Origin of the sequence: Actinomadura sp. HBU206391 (assembly GCF_014323665.1) — a bacterium.
Taxonomy (GTDB): domain Bacteria; phylum Actinomycetota; class Actinomycetes; order Streptosporangiales; family Streptosporangiaceae; genus Actinomadura_C.
Map to the genome: position 1 here is coordinate 1 of NZ_JABVEB010000009.1, position 14,503 is coordinate 14,503.

Consider the following 14,503-nt stretch of genomic DNA (forward strand, 5'->3'; position numbering starts at 1 on the left):
CCAGCCTAGGCGCTCGCCCGCCTCGCGGATAGACCATGAACCGACCGACCGCGGGCGGCCTGCCATCGGCGACTCCGCGGTGGCCCCCGAACGCCGTCGACGGCGAGTAGCGCCCGCGCGACGGGGGAACTCTTCTAGGGTCGACCTGCCCGTCTTGACGGCGGTCCCCCCGTGCCCCTGAGGAGGCGGCGATGACCGACACACCAGAACCCGGCCGACCCCACCACCCCCCCGGCCCCGGCGCAGGCCGGTCCGGCGGCCCCGAATCGTACGGACCGCCGCCGCGTCCGGCAGGCTCGGGACCGGGTTCCAGGCCGGGTCCGGCACCGAGTCCAGGTCCGGGCCCGACGCCGGGTCCAGGGGCCGGTCCCGGTCCCGGTGCACCAGGGCCGAACCAGCCACCGCCCGGCTGGGTCCCACAGCCGAGATCCGCTGAACCCGAGTATTCACGCAAAGGCTTCTTCGGCGCACTCTTCGATCTCAGCTTCGATCACATGGTGACCATAAAGCTGATCCGGCTGGTATACGTTCTGGCCATCGGCTTCACCGGCATCACGGCACTGGCGATGCTCCTCCTCGCCTGGAGTTTCTCCGAGTGGAACGGCTTCCTCGCACTGCTGACCTTCGTCGCCACCCCGATTGTCTCGCTGTTCCAGATCGTCATCACGCGGATGATTCTGGAATTCGTGATAAATCAATTCAAAATCACCGATGAACTTCGCAAGATCCGTGAGAGCGGCCGGCTGCGGTCTTGATCCCTGCCGGTCGATACAGCCGTTGCGTGCCCCTGATGCGCCGCCCTTGACAGGGCTCCTCCCGGCATCGGCGAGGGCCGCGCGCGACGCGGTGGTCGGCCGACCCCTCCACGGAGAGGCGGCTCGCGATCGCCTGGCCGCTGACGCGTAGTCCGTGTCGCCGCTGCTCTGCGCACGTTAGGCTCGCGAGGGGCACGCGACAACAGGAGCAGGGGTAGTGGCCGAGTTCGAGGAGTCACCACGCCGGACGCAGCGGGACCCAGGGGTGACGCATGTCGACCGGCCCGCCGGCGAGACTCGGCGCGACCCGGCCGGCACCTCGAACGACCCCTTGCAGCCGGCCTTCCCGGCGACCACCTTCCGGGACGCGGAACCGGGCGGCGGACCGCTCGTGCGATTGCCCGGAACCCTCGCGCAGCGCTTCACTGTCGTCGGCGAACTTCCGGTTCAGGGTGCCGAGTCGGACCTGATGCTGGTGCGCGGCTCGGCGGCCGCCGACGCGGAGACCGAGTACGTGGTCAAGATATTCCGGCGCGGGTACGGCGCTGACCGCGAGGTATGGCGAAAGCTGCCCGAGCTCGGCTCCGCGAACGTGGTGCGGATCCTGGAGACGGGGCACGCGGACGGCCGGGACTACGAGGTCATCGAATACGCTGCGGCGGGCAATCTGCGCTCCCTCATGGCGAGTGGTGTCTCCGTGACCGAGGTGCTGTCGCAACTCGCCGCGGGGCTGGACTGCCTGCACCGTTCCGGCATCGTGCACCGCGACCTCAAGCCGGAGAATGTGCTGGTAGCAGATGTCCAGCCGTTGCGGCTGGTCATCACCGACTTCGGGCTGAGCAAGGCCATCGAGCAGAGCGTCGTGTTCGCGTCGTCATCGCGCACCCTCGCCTACGCCGCACCCGAGTCCCTGTCCGGCCAGGTCTCGCCGGCCCGGGACTGGTGGTCGCTGGGCATGATCGTGCGCGAGCTCGTGACCGGCCGCCCGCCGTTCCTCGGCATGAGCGAGACCGCTGTCGTCGACCATCTGGCGACCCGGCCGATCGGCGGCGAGGACATCACCGACCCCAGGCTGCGGCTGCTGTGCCAAGGCCTGCTGACCCGCGACCCGCGCCGGCGGTGGGGCGGCGCGGAGGTCGCCCAGTGGCTGGACGGCAGATCACCCGCCGTCGCCGAGGATCCGGTGCCCGAACGGCGGCTTCCGGCAGGGCCGGGACTCGCCTTCTCCGGGCGGCGCTACACCGACCGTACGGAGCTGGCCAGGGCCCTTGTGGAGCAGTGGGACACCGCGGCACGGTACTTCTTCGGCCGCGGCGAGAGCGGCGAGGCATGGCGGTCGCTGCGCGACTGGCTCGGTTTTCTCCCGGACGACAGCCGTATCGAGCTGATCGACGCGCATCTCACAGAGGCGCTGCCGCCCGATGTGAAACTGCTGCATCTGGTGCGGTGGCTCGATCCGTCCCTGCCGCCGCACTTCCTGGGCCGCCGGGTCACGGCCGAGGACCTTCCCCGGCTCGCCGCGCTCGCGAACGACCCGACACATGCCGATCACCGTGTGGCGTGCGTCATCGGGCGCTCGCTCTGGCAGCACCGGCTGCTGCCGGCGCTGGCGGGCTTCGCCGACGCCGCCGACCTCACGGACATCGACGCCCGGTGGCGAGGCCGGGTGGACGCCTGGAACCAGTTGACCGGCTGGCTCCGGGAGCGGCTGCCCCCACAGGTCACCGCCCGGCTGCCCGACGCGGGCGCGCCCGGCCGAGACGACCCCCCGGTCGTGCTGCTGACGCTGCTCGCCCTCGCCGCGAGCCCGGCAGAGACCGGTCGCACGCTGGCCGATGCCGCCGCCCGCGCCCGCGCCTCCGTGCACGAGCCGGTGCCGTGGTATCGCTGGCTGGCCGATGGAGCCGGCGACGATCCGCTCCGCCTGCTCGCAGTGGTACGGGCGGCGCCGGACGCCGTCATCGAGGTCGAAGCGCGACGACGAGACCTGGAGGCGGCACAGCGGCGGATCGCCGACCGCCGGCGACATTGGGAGGAGGCCGAACGGCGGCGCCTCGCCGGACGGCGTGCCGCCATCACCCGCGCCGTCCTCTGGTCTCTGCCCCTCATTCTCATCTGGTTCGGTGGCAGTTGGTTGGCGGTCCAGTTGGTGCACGGGCAGGGAGCGGGCAGCCAGAACATCACCGGTCAGCGCCACTCCACCACTGACCCGACCGCCCTCTTCTTCACGGTGGCCACGATCGCCTTCGTGGTGCAGTTGGCCGTTGAAGTGCTCATCGCATCACGACAGGGTCGCGATTATCTGGCTCTTGGACCTTGGTCGGTGCTGGCCAAGACCCTTGGCGCGACAGGCCGCGGCCTTTCTCAGGCCTCTCATTCGATGTCAGGCACCGTACAGCGAACCGGCCGCCGCGGATGCGGCATGGTATTGCTCTTGGGGCTTGTGCCCGTGCTCTTGATCGCTGTCCTCCTCACCGCCCTGCTCTCACTGCTATGGCTGATGTGGCTGCTCGTCCTAGTGGCCGTTCCCCTCGGCCATGTAGTCAGCGCCGGGATCCGGCACGGGAAATGGAACCAGTCGCATGAACAGGCCAGACGAGAAACCCTGGGGGCGGCGACGTGAGCAGCGGTGTTGAGGCGGAGATCGCACTGGACGCCGCGGTGGTGCTCAGCCTGGGGATGAATCGGGTGCTCGGAACGGCGGCGGGACTTGCCGCCGGCGGTGCCGGCACGCTCGCGGCGCTGGCCGAGGGCCGGGCGGAGGCCAGAGAGGCGGCGCTTCGCACGGCCGAGGACTACGAAAGGGCGGTGCGAGCGGTTCTCGATATCAACGCCCGGATCGCCGCGCTCGACGCCTCGCAGCACCGGGCCGGCGAGGCACACGATCTGCCGGCCGAGGTCGCGCTGCCCGCACCTCTCACACTGAGCGGCCAGCCCGCTGAGGACCTCGCGACCTGGTGTGCCGCGACCGACGACGCGCTGAACGACGCTGAGCAGAAGATCTCGGCGAACATCGCCGCCGCCGTGGCCGGCCGGATCTTCGACCTTCCGGCCGCCGCCCTGCACAGCGCGCTGCCGGAGGCCCGGCAGGGCGTGATCGCCGAACCGGCGACCGGCCGGAAGGAGCTCGCGCAGACCCTCGCCCGGGTGCTGAGCCGGGTGCTGCCCGACGCCGCCGAGGCGGATCACCGGCACATCGCCGAGGCCGCCGAGAGGCTGGTCGCCGCCCGTACGGCGGGAGAGGCGGAAGGACATCTCACCGAGGTTCGCCTCCGCGTACAGGCCGCGAACCTGCATGCCGAGGCGGTGCGCGCGGAGGACGAGCGGCTCGCGCAGGAGCGACAGGCCGCGGAGCAGGCCGAAGCCGAACGCCGCTATGTGGTCGACACGATCACAACGGCCTTCGGCGATCTGGGCTACGAGGTCGATACCGGATTCGAGACCATGACCGCGCGGGACGGCACGATCGTGCTGACCAAGGGAGACTGGCCCGGGCACGCGGTGAAGATGCGAATCGATCCGGACGAGGCGACACTGCGGGCGGCCATGGTGCGGGACGGCGCGCCCCAGAGTGAAGAGGAACGTCGCGTCGACGCCGAGCGCGAACGCGAGTGGTGCGACGCCTTCGAGACGGCGAGAGCACGCCTGGCGGCCGCGGGCGTCCATTCGGACGTACGCTGGCGGATCGAACCCGGTGAGCGGCAACTGCCGAGCGCACCCGAGGCACACCGGCCCAGGGCTCGTCCCCGGCAGCGCGAACGGCAACGCGAACGGCCGCAGTGACCGGGTGGGAGACGTCTTGACGACGAGCGACGACAGGAGCGAGCCATGAACGCCGACCAGCCGACGTTGGGCGGGCGCCTGATGGGCTGGCCGCCCTTCATCCGGGAACTGGACGCCACGCTGTCGGTGCATTCGCAATATGTGCTGTCGGGGAACCTGCACGACAGTTTTCTCGTGCCGGGGGCCGATGAACTGAGGCCCGCGCAACTGCTGCCGCTCCGCGACGTCCTCTGGGACGCGCTGCGTGCGAGCGGCTTCTCCGCGCTCCTCATGTACGACCCGGTGGACGGGCTGCGCGTCTATCCCGACGGCGACGACCCGCTGGCGGGCGAGGCCGCCGAGGCCGCGTCGAAGCTCCTCGGACGGCGAGACGCCGATGAGAAGCCGTCGCTCGAGACGCTCGCCCAGCACCTCAGCGCAGTCGCCAGGCCGGCGGACAACGTCCGCGCCGCTTTCATCATCGACTACGCCTCCCGCATTCCCCGGTCGCCCACGGATCTGGAGCCGCACGAGCGCGACTTCTTCCGGTTCTGCGAGAAGCTGTCCCGTACGGCCGGCCCGGTGCGGGTCGAAGGCCCTCGCCCGAAGCCGCTGTACAACCCCGTTCTCTGGCTGGTGGAACGGCCCGGCGACCTGCCGCCCTGGCTCACCACGCACAACGAGAACATCCGCGAGATCACCGTGCCCCGGCCGCATCTCGGCGACCGGCAGGAGACCGCTCGCCTGCTCGCCCGCGCCTTCGGTGTGACGAACGCGTCGGCGGACCCGCGGGCGGCCGAGGCGTGTGACGCGTTCGCCGAGCAGGCGGACGGGCTGACCCTGCAGTCGATGATCGAAGTGACCCGGCTCGCCAAGGAACGGAACGTCGAGCTCACCGATCTTCCTGATGCCGTTCGAACCTACAAGCTCGGGGTACTCGACAACCCGTGGAGCCGCGGCCATCTGCGCAGGCGGGTCCTCGACGGCGAGAAGCGCGTGCCCGAGCGCGTCCTCGGCCAGCCCCAGGCCGTGACCAAGACGCTGGACATCCTCAAGCGCGCCGTGCTCGGCCTGTCCGGCGCCCAGGCCACGAAGTCCGGCAGCCGGCCGCGCGGTGTGCTTTTCTTCGCCGGGCCCACCGGTACCGGCAAGACCGAGCTCGCCAAGGCGGTCACGTCACTTGTCTTCGGAGACGAGTCGGCCTACCTGCGCTTCGACATGAGCGAGTTCTCCGCGGAACACGCCGGCGACCGGCTGATCGGCTCGCCGCCCGGTTACGTCGGGCACGAGGCCGGTGGAGAGCTCACCAACGCGGTGCGCGAAGACCCGTTCCGGGTGATCCTCTTCGACGAGATCGAGAAGGCGCACCCGAGGATCCTGGACAAGTTCCTCCAGATCCTGGAGGACGGCCGGCTCACCGACGGCCGCGGCAACACCGTGCACTTCTCCGAATCGATCCTGATCTTCACCTCGAACCTCGGCATGTACGTCGACGGTCAGCCGGCTGCCGGCGCGACCAGGCTCGACGGGTCCTTCACCGCGGGCCGGGTACAGAACGTCATTCCCGGCATGGCCTATGACGAGATCGAGCATCGGCTCAAGCAGGCGATCTCCGACCACTTCACCACCGTGCTGAACCGGCCCGAGCTGCTCAACCGGTTCGGCGACAACATCGTGATCTTCAACTTCATCGAGCAGCGGGCCGCCACTCAGATCTTCGACCTGCAGCTCGCCAACATCTGCCGCCGCGTCGCGGAGGAGCACCGGCTGACGTTGGCGCTCTCCGAGGACGTGCTCAGGACACTGCGTGAGTGGTGCACGAGCGAGCTGGACAAGGGCGGGCGCGGCATCGGCATGGCGCTGGAGTCCTATTTCATCAACCCGCTCGCCAGAGCGCTCTTCGACCGCGAGCTTTCCCCCGGAGAGCGGGTCACCGTCTCACGCATCCACCGGGAGGGCAGCATCGTCGGGTTGGAGGTGCGGTGACGTCCTCCGCGTCCTCCCCGCCTTCCGCGTCCTCTCCGTCCGCCTGCGCTTCTACTTCCTCGACTTCCGCTTCTGGCTCCGCACCGGCCGGTGCGAGCCTCCTGCTGGCGAAGGCCCACTATCCGGTGACGACGCTCGGGCCGGGCATCCGGGCGGGCATCTGGACCCAGGGCTGCACCATCCACTGTGCGGGCTGTCTGTCCCGGGACACATGGAGCGCCGATCCCCGAACGGCCGTACCGGTCGCAGCCGTCCTCGGCTGGCTGGAGTCGTTGCCGGGGCCCGTGGACGGTGTCACGATCTCAGGCGGAGAACCGTTCGAACAGCCTGCCGCTCTCAGCGAGCTTCTGCGCGGCATAAGGACTTGGCGAGACACGACATCAACGGACATACTCGTGTATTCAGGACGAGTGTTCTCCCAGCTCGCACGCACCGCCGAGTCACGCGACATCCTGGGGCTGTGTGACGCTGTCGTCACGGGACCGTACGTCGACCGGCTCAATACCGGTTCTTCGCTGAGAGGTTCGACGAACCAGCAGATCGTTCCGCTGACCGCTTTGGGTCAGGCCAGGTATGGCCCCCCGGCAGGCGACCGCGAGTCTAATGGAGACGAGGGGCCGCGCGTGCAGGTGAGCGTGGATGAAGGAGTGGAAGGACGGCGCGTGTACTACATCGGAATCCCGCGACGAGGTGACATGGCGCACCTGGAGCAGGCCATGGAGCGGGCCGGAGTGCACGCCGGGGATGTGTCATGGCGTCCCTGAACTGCCCCACCTGCGGAGCTCCGTTCGAGCCGGGAGACCTCATCTGCCTGGACTGCGGAGCCAACCTCGCGCGCGTCCGCGAGGTCTCGCGACGCCATCCACCGGCCCGGGAACAGCAGCCGCCGCAGCGCACCTCCGCGCCGCCGCCCCAGCCTCCCGCGCAGGACCGGCAGCCTGCTCCGAACCCGCCCCCGGCCCGGAACCAATCGCCGCCCCCCGCACCGCACCGCCCACAGCCACAGCGGCCGGCGCGTCCGTGGCCGCCGCAGGAGCCCGGCCCGCCGCCGCACATCCCGCCGGAGCAGCGTGGCGGGCCGGCACCGCGGTCGAGCGGGCATTCCGCACCTCCGCCACCGCCACCGGCCCGCCGTGAAGAGACGCTGATCCCGCCCGAGGACGAGCAGGGTCCCCAGCGTCCCGACCGGCAGCAGGAGACCACGGCCTTCATGTGCCCGCACTGTGAGTCTCCGCTGTCCAATCCCGGTGCCGCACAGTGCGAGACCTGTCTGCGCCCCCTCCGCCAGCAGGCGCCCGTACTCCGGTTGACCTTTGCCACCGGCGAGCTCAGGGTGGCGCTGGGTCAGCACCTCGTACTCGGCCGGGACGCCGGCCAATCGCCCGTCGCCGCGACGTTCACCCGGTACGACAACGTGTCGCGACGGCATTCCACGGTGTGGCTCGATCCGGCCGGCGCGGCCTGGGTCCGTGACGAACGTTCGACCAACGGCACCTTCGTCAACGACCAGCGGCTGCCACCCGGGTCCGAGGCGCCACTGCGCGATGGCGACTCGCTCCGGCTCGCCGCAGATGCAACCGGAACAGTCCATCTGAACTGATACGCGTTATTAAATATCACTCTTTGTCAACATCCCGGCTTTGCCCAGGATGTCCATTGATCCGTGAGCTAGGGTCTGCTTAGCTCCGCCCTCGAGCGGGCTACCCTCCGCGACATTCTTTCAGGAGACCACGTTGGCAACCCCTTATGGCCCTGGGCAGCAGGCCGGCTGGCCCCAGCAGCCTCAGCAGCAGCACTACCAGCAGCCCTACCGGCCTCCGAGCGGGCGCCGCCTCGACAACGACAAGGGTTTCTTCGGGGCGCTCTTCGACTTCAGCTTCGACAACTTCATCGCGCCGAAGCTGGTCAAGTTCCTTTACGTGCTTTCGCTGATCCTCACCACCGTCTATGCGATCGCCCTACTGATCTACGCTCTGGTCTCCGTCGCCTCGGGGGACAGTGCGCAGACCCTCGTGGGTCTGCTCTTCATCGTCCTCTCGCCGGTCATCTGGCTGATCGGCCTGATCGTCACGCGTCTTTATCTCGAGCTCGCCATCGTGATGTTCAAGATCAGCGATGACATCAAGGACATCCGCGACAACGGCGGAATACGCTGACGCGTCGCTTTCCTTCATTCAATTGCGAAAGGCCGCGGGCGGCAGGGGTGCCGAGACCTCACCCTGCCGTCACGCGGCCCTTCGCCGGGCACGTGGCCCCCGTCCGTGTGGGCACCATCTCGTGTTGCCGAACGCGTTAGCGGTTCCCGGCACTATCTGACAGACCGCAACACTGCTCTTTACGGACATTTCTCCGCTATTTACGATCGCGGCAGCATGCCGACCTCACCCGTCGAACTCCGTCGATCGAGAATCGGCGTGCGCGCAGGACCTCCGGCCCGCTCCCCGCTCCCCACTCGTGGAGGCCACTTTGCGGAGAAAGACGCTCCTCACAGCTCTCGGACTGCTCGTCGTGCTCCTCGCGAGCTCGTTCACCGGCGGCGCATCGGCCCGCACGTCCGTACCGGCCTCAGGCCCCTCCACCGTCGACCAGTACGACGTCGATGGACCGAGTACGCCGCAGCAGCGCACCCGCGTCAACCAGACCGGAGCGGTGATCGACGAGGCCCACGGCCGCAGTGTCGTCATCACCGCCACGAAGCAGCAGGCGGACGCCGTCGCCCGGCTCGGTTTCAAGGTCACTCGGCTGCCCGCCGCGTCCGCGGAGACCGACATCGGCACCCTCGACTTCCCGCCCGCCGACTCCCGCTACCACAATTTCGCCGAGCTGACCGCGGAGGTCGGCACCATCGTCTCCGACCACGCGAGCATCGCACGCAAGACCGTTCTCGGCAGGTCCTACGAGGGCCGCGACATCATGGCCATCAAGATCAGCGACAATGCCGGAACGGACGAGAACGAGCCGGAGGTGCTCTTCACGCACCACCAGCACGCCAGAGAGCACTTGACCGTCGAGATGGCGGTCTATCTGCTCAACCTGCTGACCGACGGCTACGGGTCGGATTCACGCATCACCAACCTGGTGAACACCCGGGAGATCTGGATTCTGCCGGACCTCAACCCGGACGGCGGCGAATACGACATCGCGACCGGGTCCTACCGTTCGTGGCGCAAGAACCGGCAGCCGAACTCCGGTTCGAGCAATGTCGGCACCGATCTCAACCGCAACTGGGCGTACAACTGGGGCTGCTGCGGAGGGTCGTCAGGAAGCACGTCCAGCGAGACCTACCGGGGCCGGGCGGGCGAGTCCGCACCCGAGGTCAGGGTCGTGGCCGACTTCGTCCGCAGCCGGGTCGTCGGCGGCAGGCAGCAGATCAAGGCCGGCATCGACTTCCACACCTACAGCGAACTGGTGCTGTGGCCCTACGGCTACACCTACTCCGACACCGCGACGGGCCTCACCCAGGACGATCGCAACGCCCATGCGACGCTCGGGCAGAACATGGCGTCGACCAACGGCTACACGCCCGAGCAGTCGAGCGACCTCTACATCACCGACGGTTCGATCAACGACTGGCTGTGGGGAGCTCACAAGATCTTCAGCTACACGTTCGAGATGTACCCCCGCTCGGGGGGCGGCGGCTTCTACCCGCCGGACGAGGTGATCACCCGGGAGACCACTCGTAACAGGGAGGCGGTCCTCCGGCTGCTGGAGTACTCCGACTGCGTCTACCGGATCATCAGCAAGCAGGCCCAGTACTGCCCGGCCGCCTGATCAAAAAAGATCATCGCGGCATCGGCCGATATCGGCCGGTGCCGCGATGACCAGGCCGGATCAACCGGCGCGCTTGGACCGAGCGCGGGTGCGCTCCCGCTCCTTGCTGTCGAGCACTACCTTGCGCAGCCGGATCGCGGCGGGCGTGAGCTCCACGCACTCGTCGTCGGCGACGAACTCGAGCGCGGCCTCCAGGCTCAGCACGCGCGGCGGAGTCAGCCGCTCGAAGGTCTCGGCCGTCGACGACCGAACGTTGGTCTTCTGCTTCTCCTTGGTGATGTTGACGTCCATGTCGTCGGCGCGCGAGTTCTCGCCGATGATCATGCCCTCGTACACCTCGGCCGTCGGCTCGACGAACATCGAGCCGCGTTCCTGCAGGTTGAACATCGCGTACGCGGTAGCGGCACCGGCCCGGTCGGACACCAGCGACCCGGTCGGGCGGGTGCGCAGATCGCCGAACCACGGCTCGTATCCCTCGAAGACCTGGTGGGCGATGCCCGTACCACGGGTCTCGGTGAGGAACTCGGTGCGGAACCCGATCAGGCCGCGGGCCGGGACGAGGAACTCCATCCGGATCCAGCCGGTGCCGTGGTTGGTCATCTGTTCCATCCGGCCCTTGCGCACAGCGAGCAGCTGGGTGATCGCGCCGAGGTACTCCTCCGGGGCGTCGACGGTGAGTCGCTCGACCGGCTCGTGCACCTTTCCGTCGATCTCCTTGGTGACGACCTGAGGCTTGCCGATGGTGAGCTCATAACCCTCCCGCCGCATCGTCTCGACCAGGATGGCCAGCGCCAGCTCGCCACGGCCCTGTACCTCCCAGGCGTCAGGCCGTTCCGTGGGCAGCACGCGGATGGACACGTTACCGATCAGCTCGCGGTCCAGCCGGTCCTTGACCAGCCGGGCGGTGACCTTGGTGCCCTTCTCCCGGCCGGACAGCGGACCGGTGTTCGTGCCGAGGGTCATCGAGATGGCCGGCTCGTCCACAGTGATGAAAGGCAGCGGCCGCGGGTCCTCGGGATCGGCGAGGGTGTCTCCGATCATGATGTCGGGGATACCGGCGATGGCGATGATGTCCCCCGGACCGGCCTCCTCGGCCGGCTTGCGCTCGAGCGCGTCGGTCATGAGCAGCTCGGTGATCTTCACCCGGGCGATGGTGCCGTCGTGCTTGCACCAGGCGACCTGCTGCCCCTTCTTGATCGTGCCCGCGTGCACCCGGCACAGCGCGATCCGGCCCAGGTAGCTCGACGCGTCGAGGTTCGTGACATGGGCCTGCAGTGGCGTGTCCGGGTCGAAGGAGGGAGCCGGGATGGTCTCCCGGATCACCTGGAACAGCGGCTCCAGGTCTTCGCTGTCCGGCATGCCGCCGTTCTCGGGCTGGCTGAGGCCGGCCCGCCCTGCGCGGGCGGAGGCGTAGACGATGGGAAAGTCGATCTGCTCCTCGGTCGCGTCGAGGTCCATGAACAGCTCGTAGGTCTCGTCGACGACCTCCTTGATCCGCGCGTCGGGACGGTCGACCTTGTTGACGACGAGGATGACCGGCAGCTTGGCCTGGAGGGCCTTGCGGAGCACGAAGCGGGTCTGCGGAAGCGGCCCCTCGCTGGCGTCGACGAGCAGGACGACGCCGTCCACCATCGAAAGGCCCCGTTCGACCTCACCGCCGAAGTCGGCGTGGCCCGGGGTGTCGATGATGTTGATCGTCAGGCCACCGTGTTTGACCGCGGTGTTCTTGGCGAGGATCGTGATGCCCTTCTCACGCTCCAAATCGCCCGAGTCCATGACGCGCTCGTCGACGTCCTGGTTTTCGCGGAAGGCACCGGACTGCCACAGCATGGCGTCCACCAGGGTGGTCTTCCCATGGTCGACGTGAGCGACGATCGCGACGTTACGGAGATCGTCGCGCGTGGAAATGGACATGCGAACTCGCTTGGGTCTGGGTTCGGGAGTCGCCGCGGAACATCGCGGCAGCATCAGTTTACTTTGGCCGGAGGGCCCTTCCGGTCGTCCGGTGCCCCGCGGGCCCGGTTGACCCGTGGCCGGACCTCTAGCGGAGATGTTCCCGGACCGCCTCGACCAGGGGCAGATCTCCGGGAAGCCAGTCGACGTCGTAGAGCTCATCGGCGGTCAACCAGCGCAACGCGGTGTGCTCCAGCGCCTGGGGGCTGCCCTCGAGGATCTCTGCGGTCCAGACCCGCAGGATGCCCTGCCGACCCAGCGGCCAGTCCCCGCCGATGCGTTCGGCCAGCCTCACCTTGACGCCGAGCTCCTCCACGCACTCCCGGACCAGCGCGTCCTCATCGGATTCGCCCGGGTCGACCTTGCCGCCCGGGAACTCCCAGCCGCCCGCCAGCTCTGCCGGCTCGGCGCGCTGAGCCGAGAGCAACCTCCCGTCTTCTATGATCGCTGCCCCCACCACGACGACATCGGCTCCCACTCGGCCCCTCCCGCTACCCCACAGGTCGTTTCGCTCATAGGTCAGGTCGTACCCAGCAACACCCGCGACGCCACGTCGCGCCGGTGATGTCGGCGGGCGTGCCCCGGAAGGGTCACGACTGGGCTTCGATCTGCCTGCTGATCTCTGGTCGGGCGAGTGGGCGAGTGACACCGACCCAGTCACCACGGATCTTGTAGTTCTGCACGCCGATGTTAGGGACGCAGGTGGAACAGCGGGCCACCACCATCTTGCCGGAACCGATCACCATGCCGACATGTCCGGGACTGCCCGCCGCGGTGCCAGGGCCGGAGTTGAAGAAGACCAGGTCGCCTGGTTGCTCCTCGCCCTTGGCCACCTTCACGCCGAACGGCCACTGCTGGAAGGTGGTGCGCGGGATGGTGATACCGACCTGCCGGTAGGCGGCCTGCATGAGACTGGAGCAGTCCCAGGCATCGGGTCCCGACGCACCGAAGATGTACGGCTTGCCGCGCTGCGCCATCGCGAAGGCGATGATCCGGGAGACCAGTCCGCTTGCGGCCACCGGGACGCCCTGGGTGTCGGCGCAGGCCGGGGCGTTCGCCTGGACGACGGTGAAGCCGCCGCCGGAGTAGCGCTTGGCCCAGGACAGGACCAGGTTCACGTAGTCCCACGAGTGGTTGTACATGAAGATGGCGGTGCGCATCCGGTTCGGCGCACCGTTGTGCTTGAGATAGCGCGCCGCGGACGGAATCGCGTCCGCGGGGTCATAGCGGTCCTTCCGGCCGTCCTTGTTGCCGTCGACCGCGAAGGCCCGCCAGGTCGCGGCCAGGAACTGCATGGGGCCGCCCGCGCCGGCGTAGTTCTCACCGTTCCTGACCCCGGGAAGCTTCGACGTGCCGTGCCCGGTCTCGACCTTGCCGACGCCGGCCAGCACGTTCCACGGCATGCCGTAGTCCTTGCCGGCCTTCTTGTAGAGCCGCAGGTAGTCGGCCGGAATCGCCCTGGCGTCGGCCGCCGCCGAAGGCTGTGCCGCCGCCTGCGCGGTATCGACGCAGTTGGCACCGCCCGCTCCGCCGTACAGGAACTGGCTGGCGCCGAAGAACACCGGAACGATGAGAAGGGCGAGGAAGAGTACGGCCGCGCCGGCGATGGCAAGGGGGATGAGCAGCCGTCGTCTCATCCTGTGTCACCCGCCTGACCGGCATCGGCGGGCTCGAAGGCATAGATCCGCCAGGAGCCGCCGTCTCGGGAGACCGTCACCGCGTACCGCTGGCTCTCCTGGCTCCGCCGGCCGGCGCTGGTCAGCTCTTGCCGGCCGGTCACCAGGAAGATCACCGAGTTCGCCTCGATGTCGCGGATACTGTCGATCGTGGCCGTGCTCTCGGCGGAGGCCTGCTCGGCCTTCCGCTCCTCCAGCAGCCCGGGTGCGGAGGAACCGCGTTCGAGCTCGGTGCGCAACTGTTCGGTGACCATCCCCTGCAGCCGTTGTACGTACGCCTTCGGATCCTCATCGAAGCGGTAGGTCCCGTACGCCGCGGTGAAGCGCTGCGCGAGATCGGCTGCTCCGGCGAAGTCCCGTTGCGAGAACGGCAGCAGCCGATAGATGTCGAAACTGTCGGGCGCGATGGACGATTCGATGCCGGGTGGCGTGGTGGCCGGCGGAGCCGGACCGACGGGCACGCCGGTGGCCGGCCGCTGAGCCGACGGCTCGGTCTCGCCGCCGTTCGTGGGCAAGGTGAGATAGATGCCCGCAGCGGCGAGCGCGACCACGATGCCCGCGAAGGCGAACTTGCGCTGACGATCCGTCAGGTCCATCGGA

At 68.6% G+C, this 14,503-nt stretch carries 11 protein-coding genes and 1 pseudogene; 8 read left to right on the top strand and 4 right to left on the bottom strand.

Annotated features, from left to right (window positions below; all coding sequences use genetic code 11):
• The first annotated feature begins 191 nt into the window (after nucleotides 1-191).
• From HKK72_RS40675 to HKK72_RS06255, 8 genes and pseudogenes are all read left to right on the top strand, one after another.
• A complete protein-coding gene (locus HKK72_RS40675) occupies nucleotides 192-755 on the top strand; it encodes a DUF4282 domain-containing protein (protein WP_261986589.1) in 564 nt (187 codons plus the stop codon).
• Nucleotides 756-972: 217 nt separating this feature from the next.
• Nucleotides 973-3,378 (top strand): serine/threonine-protein kinase, encoded by a 2,406-nt coding sequence (locus tag HKK72_RS06225; RefSeq protein WP_187233280.1) that lies wholly within the window; start codon nucleotides 973-975, stop codon nucleotides 3,376-3,378.
• Entirely contained in the window at nucleotides 3,375-4,538 is a 1,164-nt protein-coding gene (locus tag HKK72_RS06230) for a response regulator receiver protein (protein ID WP_187233281.1), read from the top strand. The genes HKK72_RS06225 and HKK72_RS06230 overlap by 4 nt, the downstream gene beginning before the upstream one ends.
• Nucleotides 4,539-4,583: 45 nt before the next feature.
• Nucleotides 4,584-6,503 carry an AAA family ATPase gene (locus HKK72_RS06235; RefSeq protein WP_187233282.1) on the top strand — a complete coding sequence of 640 codons (1,920 nt, stop codon included), beginning with the start codon at nucleotides 4,584-4,586 and terminating at the stop codon, nucleotides 6,501-6,503.
• Between the two features lie 125 nt (nucleotides 6,504-6,628).
• Nucleotides 6,629-7,033 (top strand): annotated as a pseudogene (locus HKK72_RS42010) (4Fe-4S single cluster domain-containing protein); the annotation flags it as partial.
• Between the two features lie 221 nt (nucleotides 7,034-7,254).
• On the top strand, nucleotides 7,255-8,103 hold the full coding sequence (locus HKK72_RS06245) for an FHA domain-containing protein (RefSeq protein WP_187233284.1): 849 nt from the start codon (nucleotides 7,255-7,257) through the stop codon (nucleotides 8,101-8,103).
• A 133-nt stretch (nucleotides 8,104-8,236) separates the two neighbouring features.
• On the top strand, nucleotides 8,237-8,659 hold the full coding sequence (locus HKK72_RS06250) for a DUF4282 domain-containing protein (RefSeq protein ID WP_187233285.1): 423 nt from the start codon (nucleotides 8,237-8,239) through the stop codon (nucleotides 8,657-8,659).
• Nucleotides 8,660-8,969: 310 nt separating this feature from the next.
• Nucleotides 8,970-10,274: a M14 family metallopeptidase gene (locus tag HKK72_RS06255; RefSeq protein WP_187233286.1), complete on the top strand. Its 1,305-nt coding sequence runs from the start codon at nucleotides 8,970-8,972 to the stop codon at nucleotides 10,272-10,274.
• 60 nt (nucleotides 10,275-10,334) lie between these two features.
• Here the strand turns inward: HKK72_RS06255 and typA are convergent, their stop codons facing one another.
• The 4 genes from typA to HKK72_RS06275 form a co-directional block, all read right to left on the bottom strand.
• Entirely contained in the window at nucleotides 10,335-12,188 is a 1,854-nt protein-coding gene (typA, locus tag HKK72_RS06260) for a translational GTPase TypA (protein WP_187233287.1), read from the bottom strand.
• Nucleotides 12,189-12,315: 127 nt separating this feature from the next.
• Nucleotides 12,316-12,705 (bottom strand): (deoxy)nucleoside triphosphate pyrophosphohydrolase, encoded by a 390-nt coding sequence (locus HKK72_RS06265; RefSeq protein ID WP_315987106.1) that lies wholly within the window; start codon nucleotides 12,703-12,705, stop codon nucleotides 12,316-12,318.
• 112 nt (nucleotides 12,706-12,817) lie between these two features.
• Complete coding sequence (locus HKK72_RS06270) at nucleotides 12,818-13,864, bottom strand: C40 family peptidase (RefSeq protein WP_187233288.1); 1,047 nt, start codon at nucleotides 13,862-13,864, stop codon at nucleotides 12,818-12,820.
• Entirely contained in the window at nucleotides 13,861-14,499 is a 639-nt protein-coding gene (locus HKK72_RS06275) for a hypothetical protein (protein WP_187233289.1), read from the bottom strand. Before HKK72_RS06275 ends, HKK72_RS06270 begins: the two co-directional genes overlap by 4 nt.
• Nucleotides 14,500-14,503 lie beyond the last annotated feature (4 nt).

Excerpts from the sequence above, each read along its gene's own strand:
- HKK72_RS40675 (WP_261986589.1), top strand. The coding sequence starts at position 192 with ATGACCGACACACCAGAACCCGGCCGACCCCACCACCCCCCCGGCCCC.
- HKK72_RS06235 (WP_187233282.1), top strand. The coding sequence starts at position 4,584 with ATGAACGCCGACCAGCCGACGTTGGGCGGGCGCCTGATGGGCTGGCCG.
- HKK72_RS06245 (WP_187233284.1), top strand. The coding sequence starts at position 7,255 with ATGGCGTCCCTGAACTGCCCCACCTGCGGAGCTCCGTTCGAGCCGGGA.
- typA (WP_187233287.1), bottom strand. The coding sequence starts at position 12,188 with ATGTCCATTTCCACGCGCGACGATCTCCGTAACGTCGCGATCGTCGCT.
- HKK72_RS06270 (WP_187233288.1), bottom strand. The coding sequence starts at position 13,864 with ATGAGACGACGGCTGCTCATCCCCCTTGCCATCGCCGGCGCGGCCGTA.
- HKK72_RS06275 (WP_187233289.1), bottom strand. The coding sequence starts at position 14,499 with ATGGACCTGACGGATCGTCAGCGCAAGTTCGCCTTCGCGGGCATCGTG.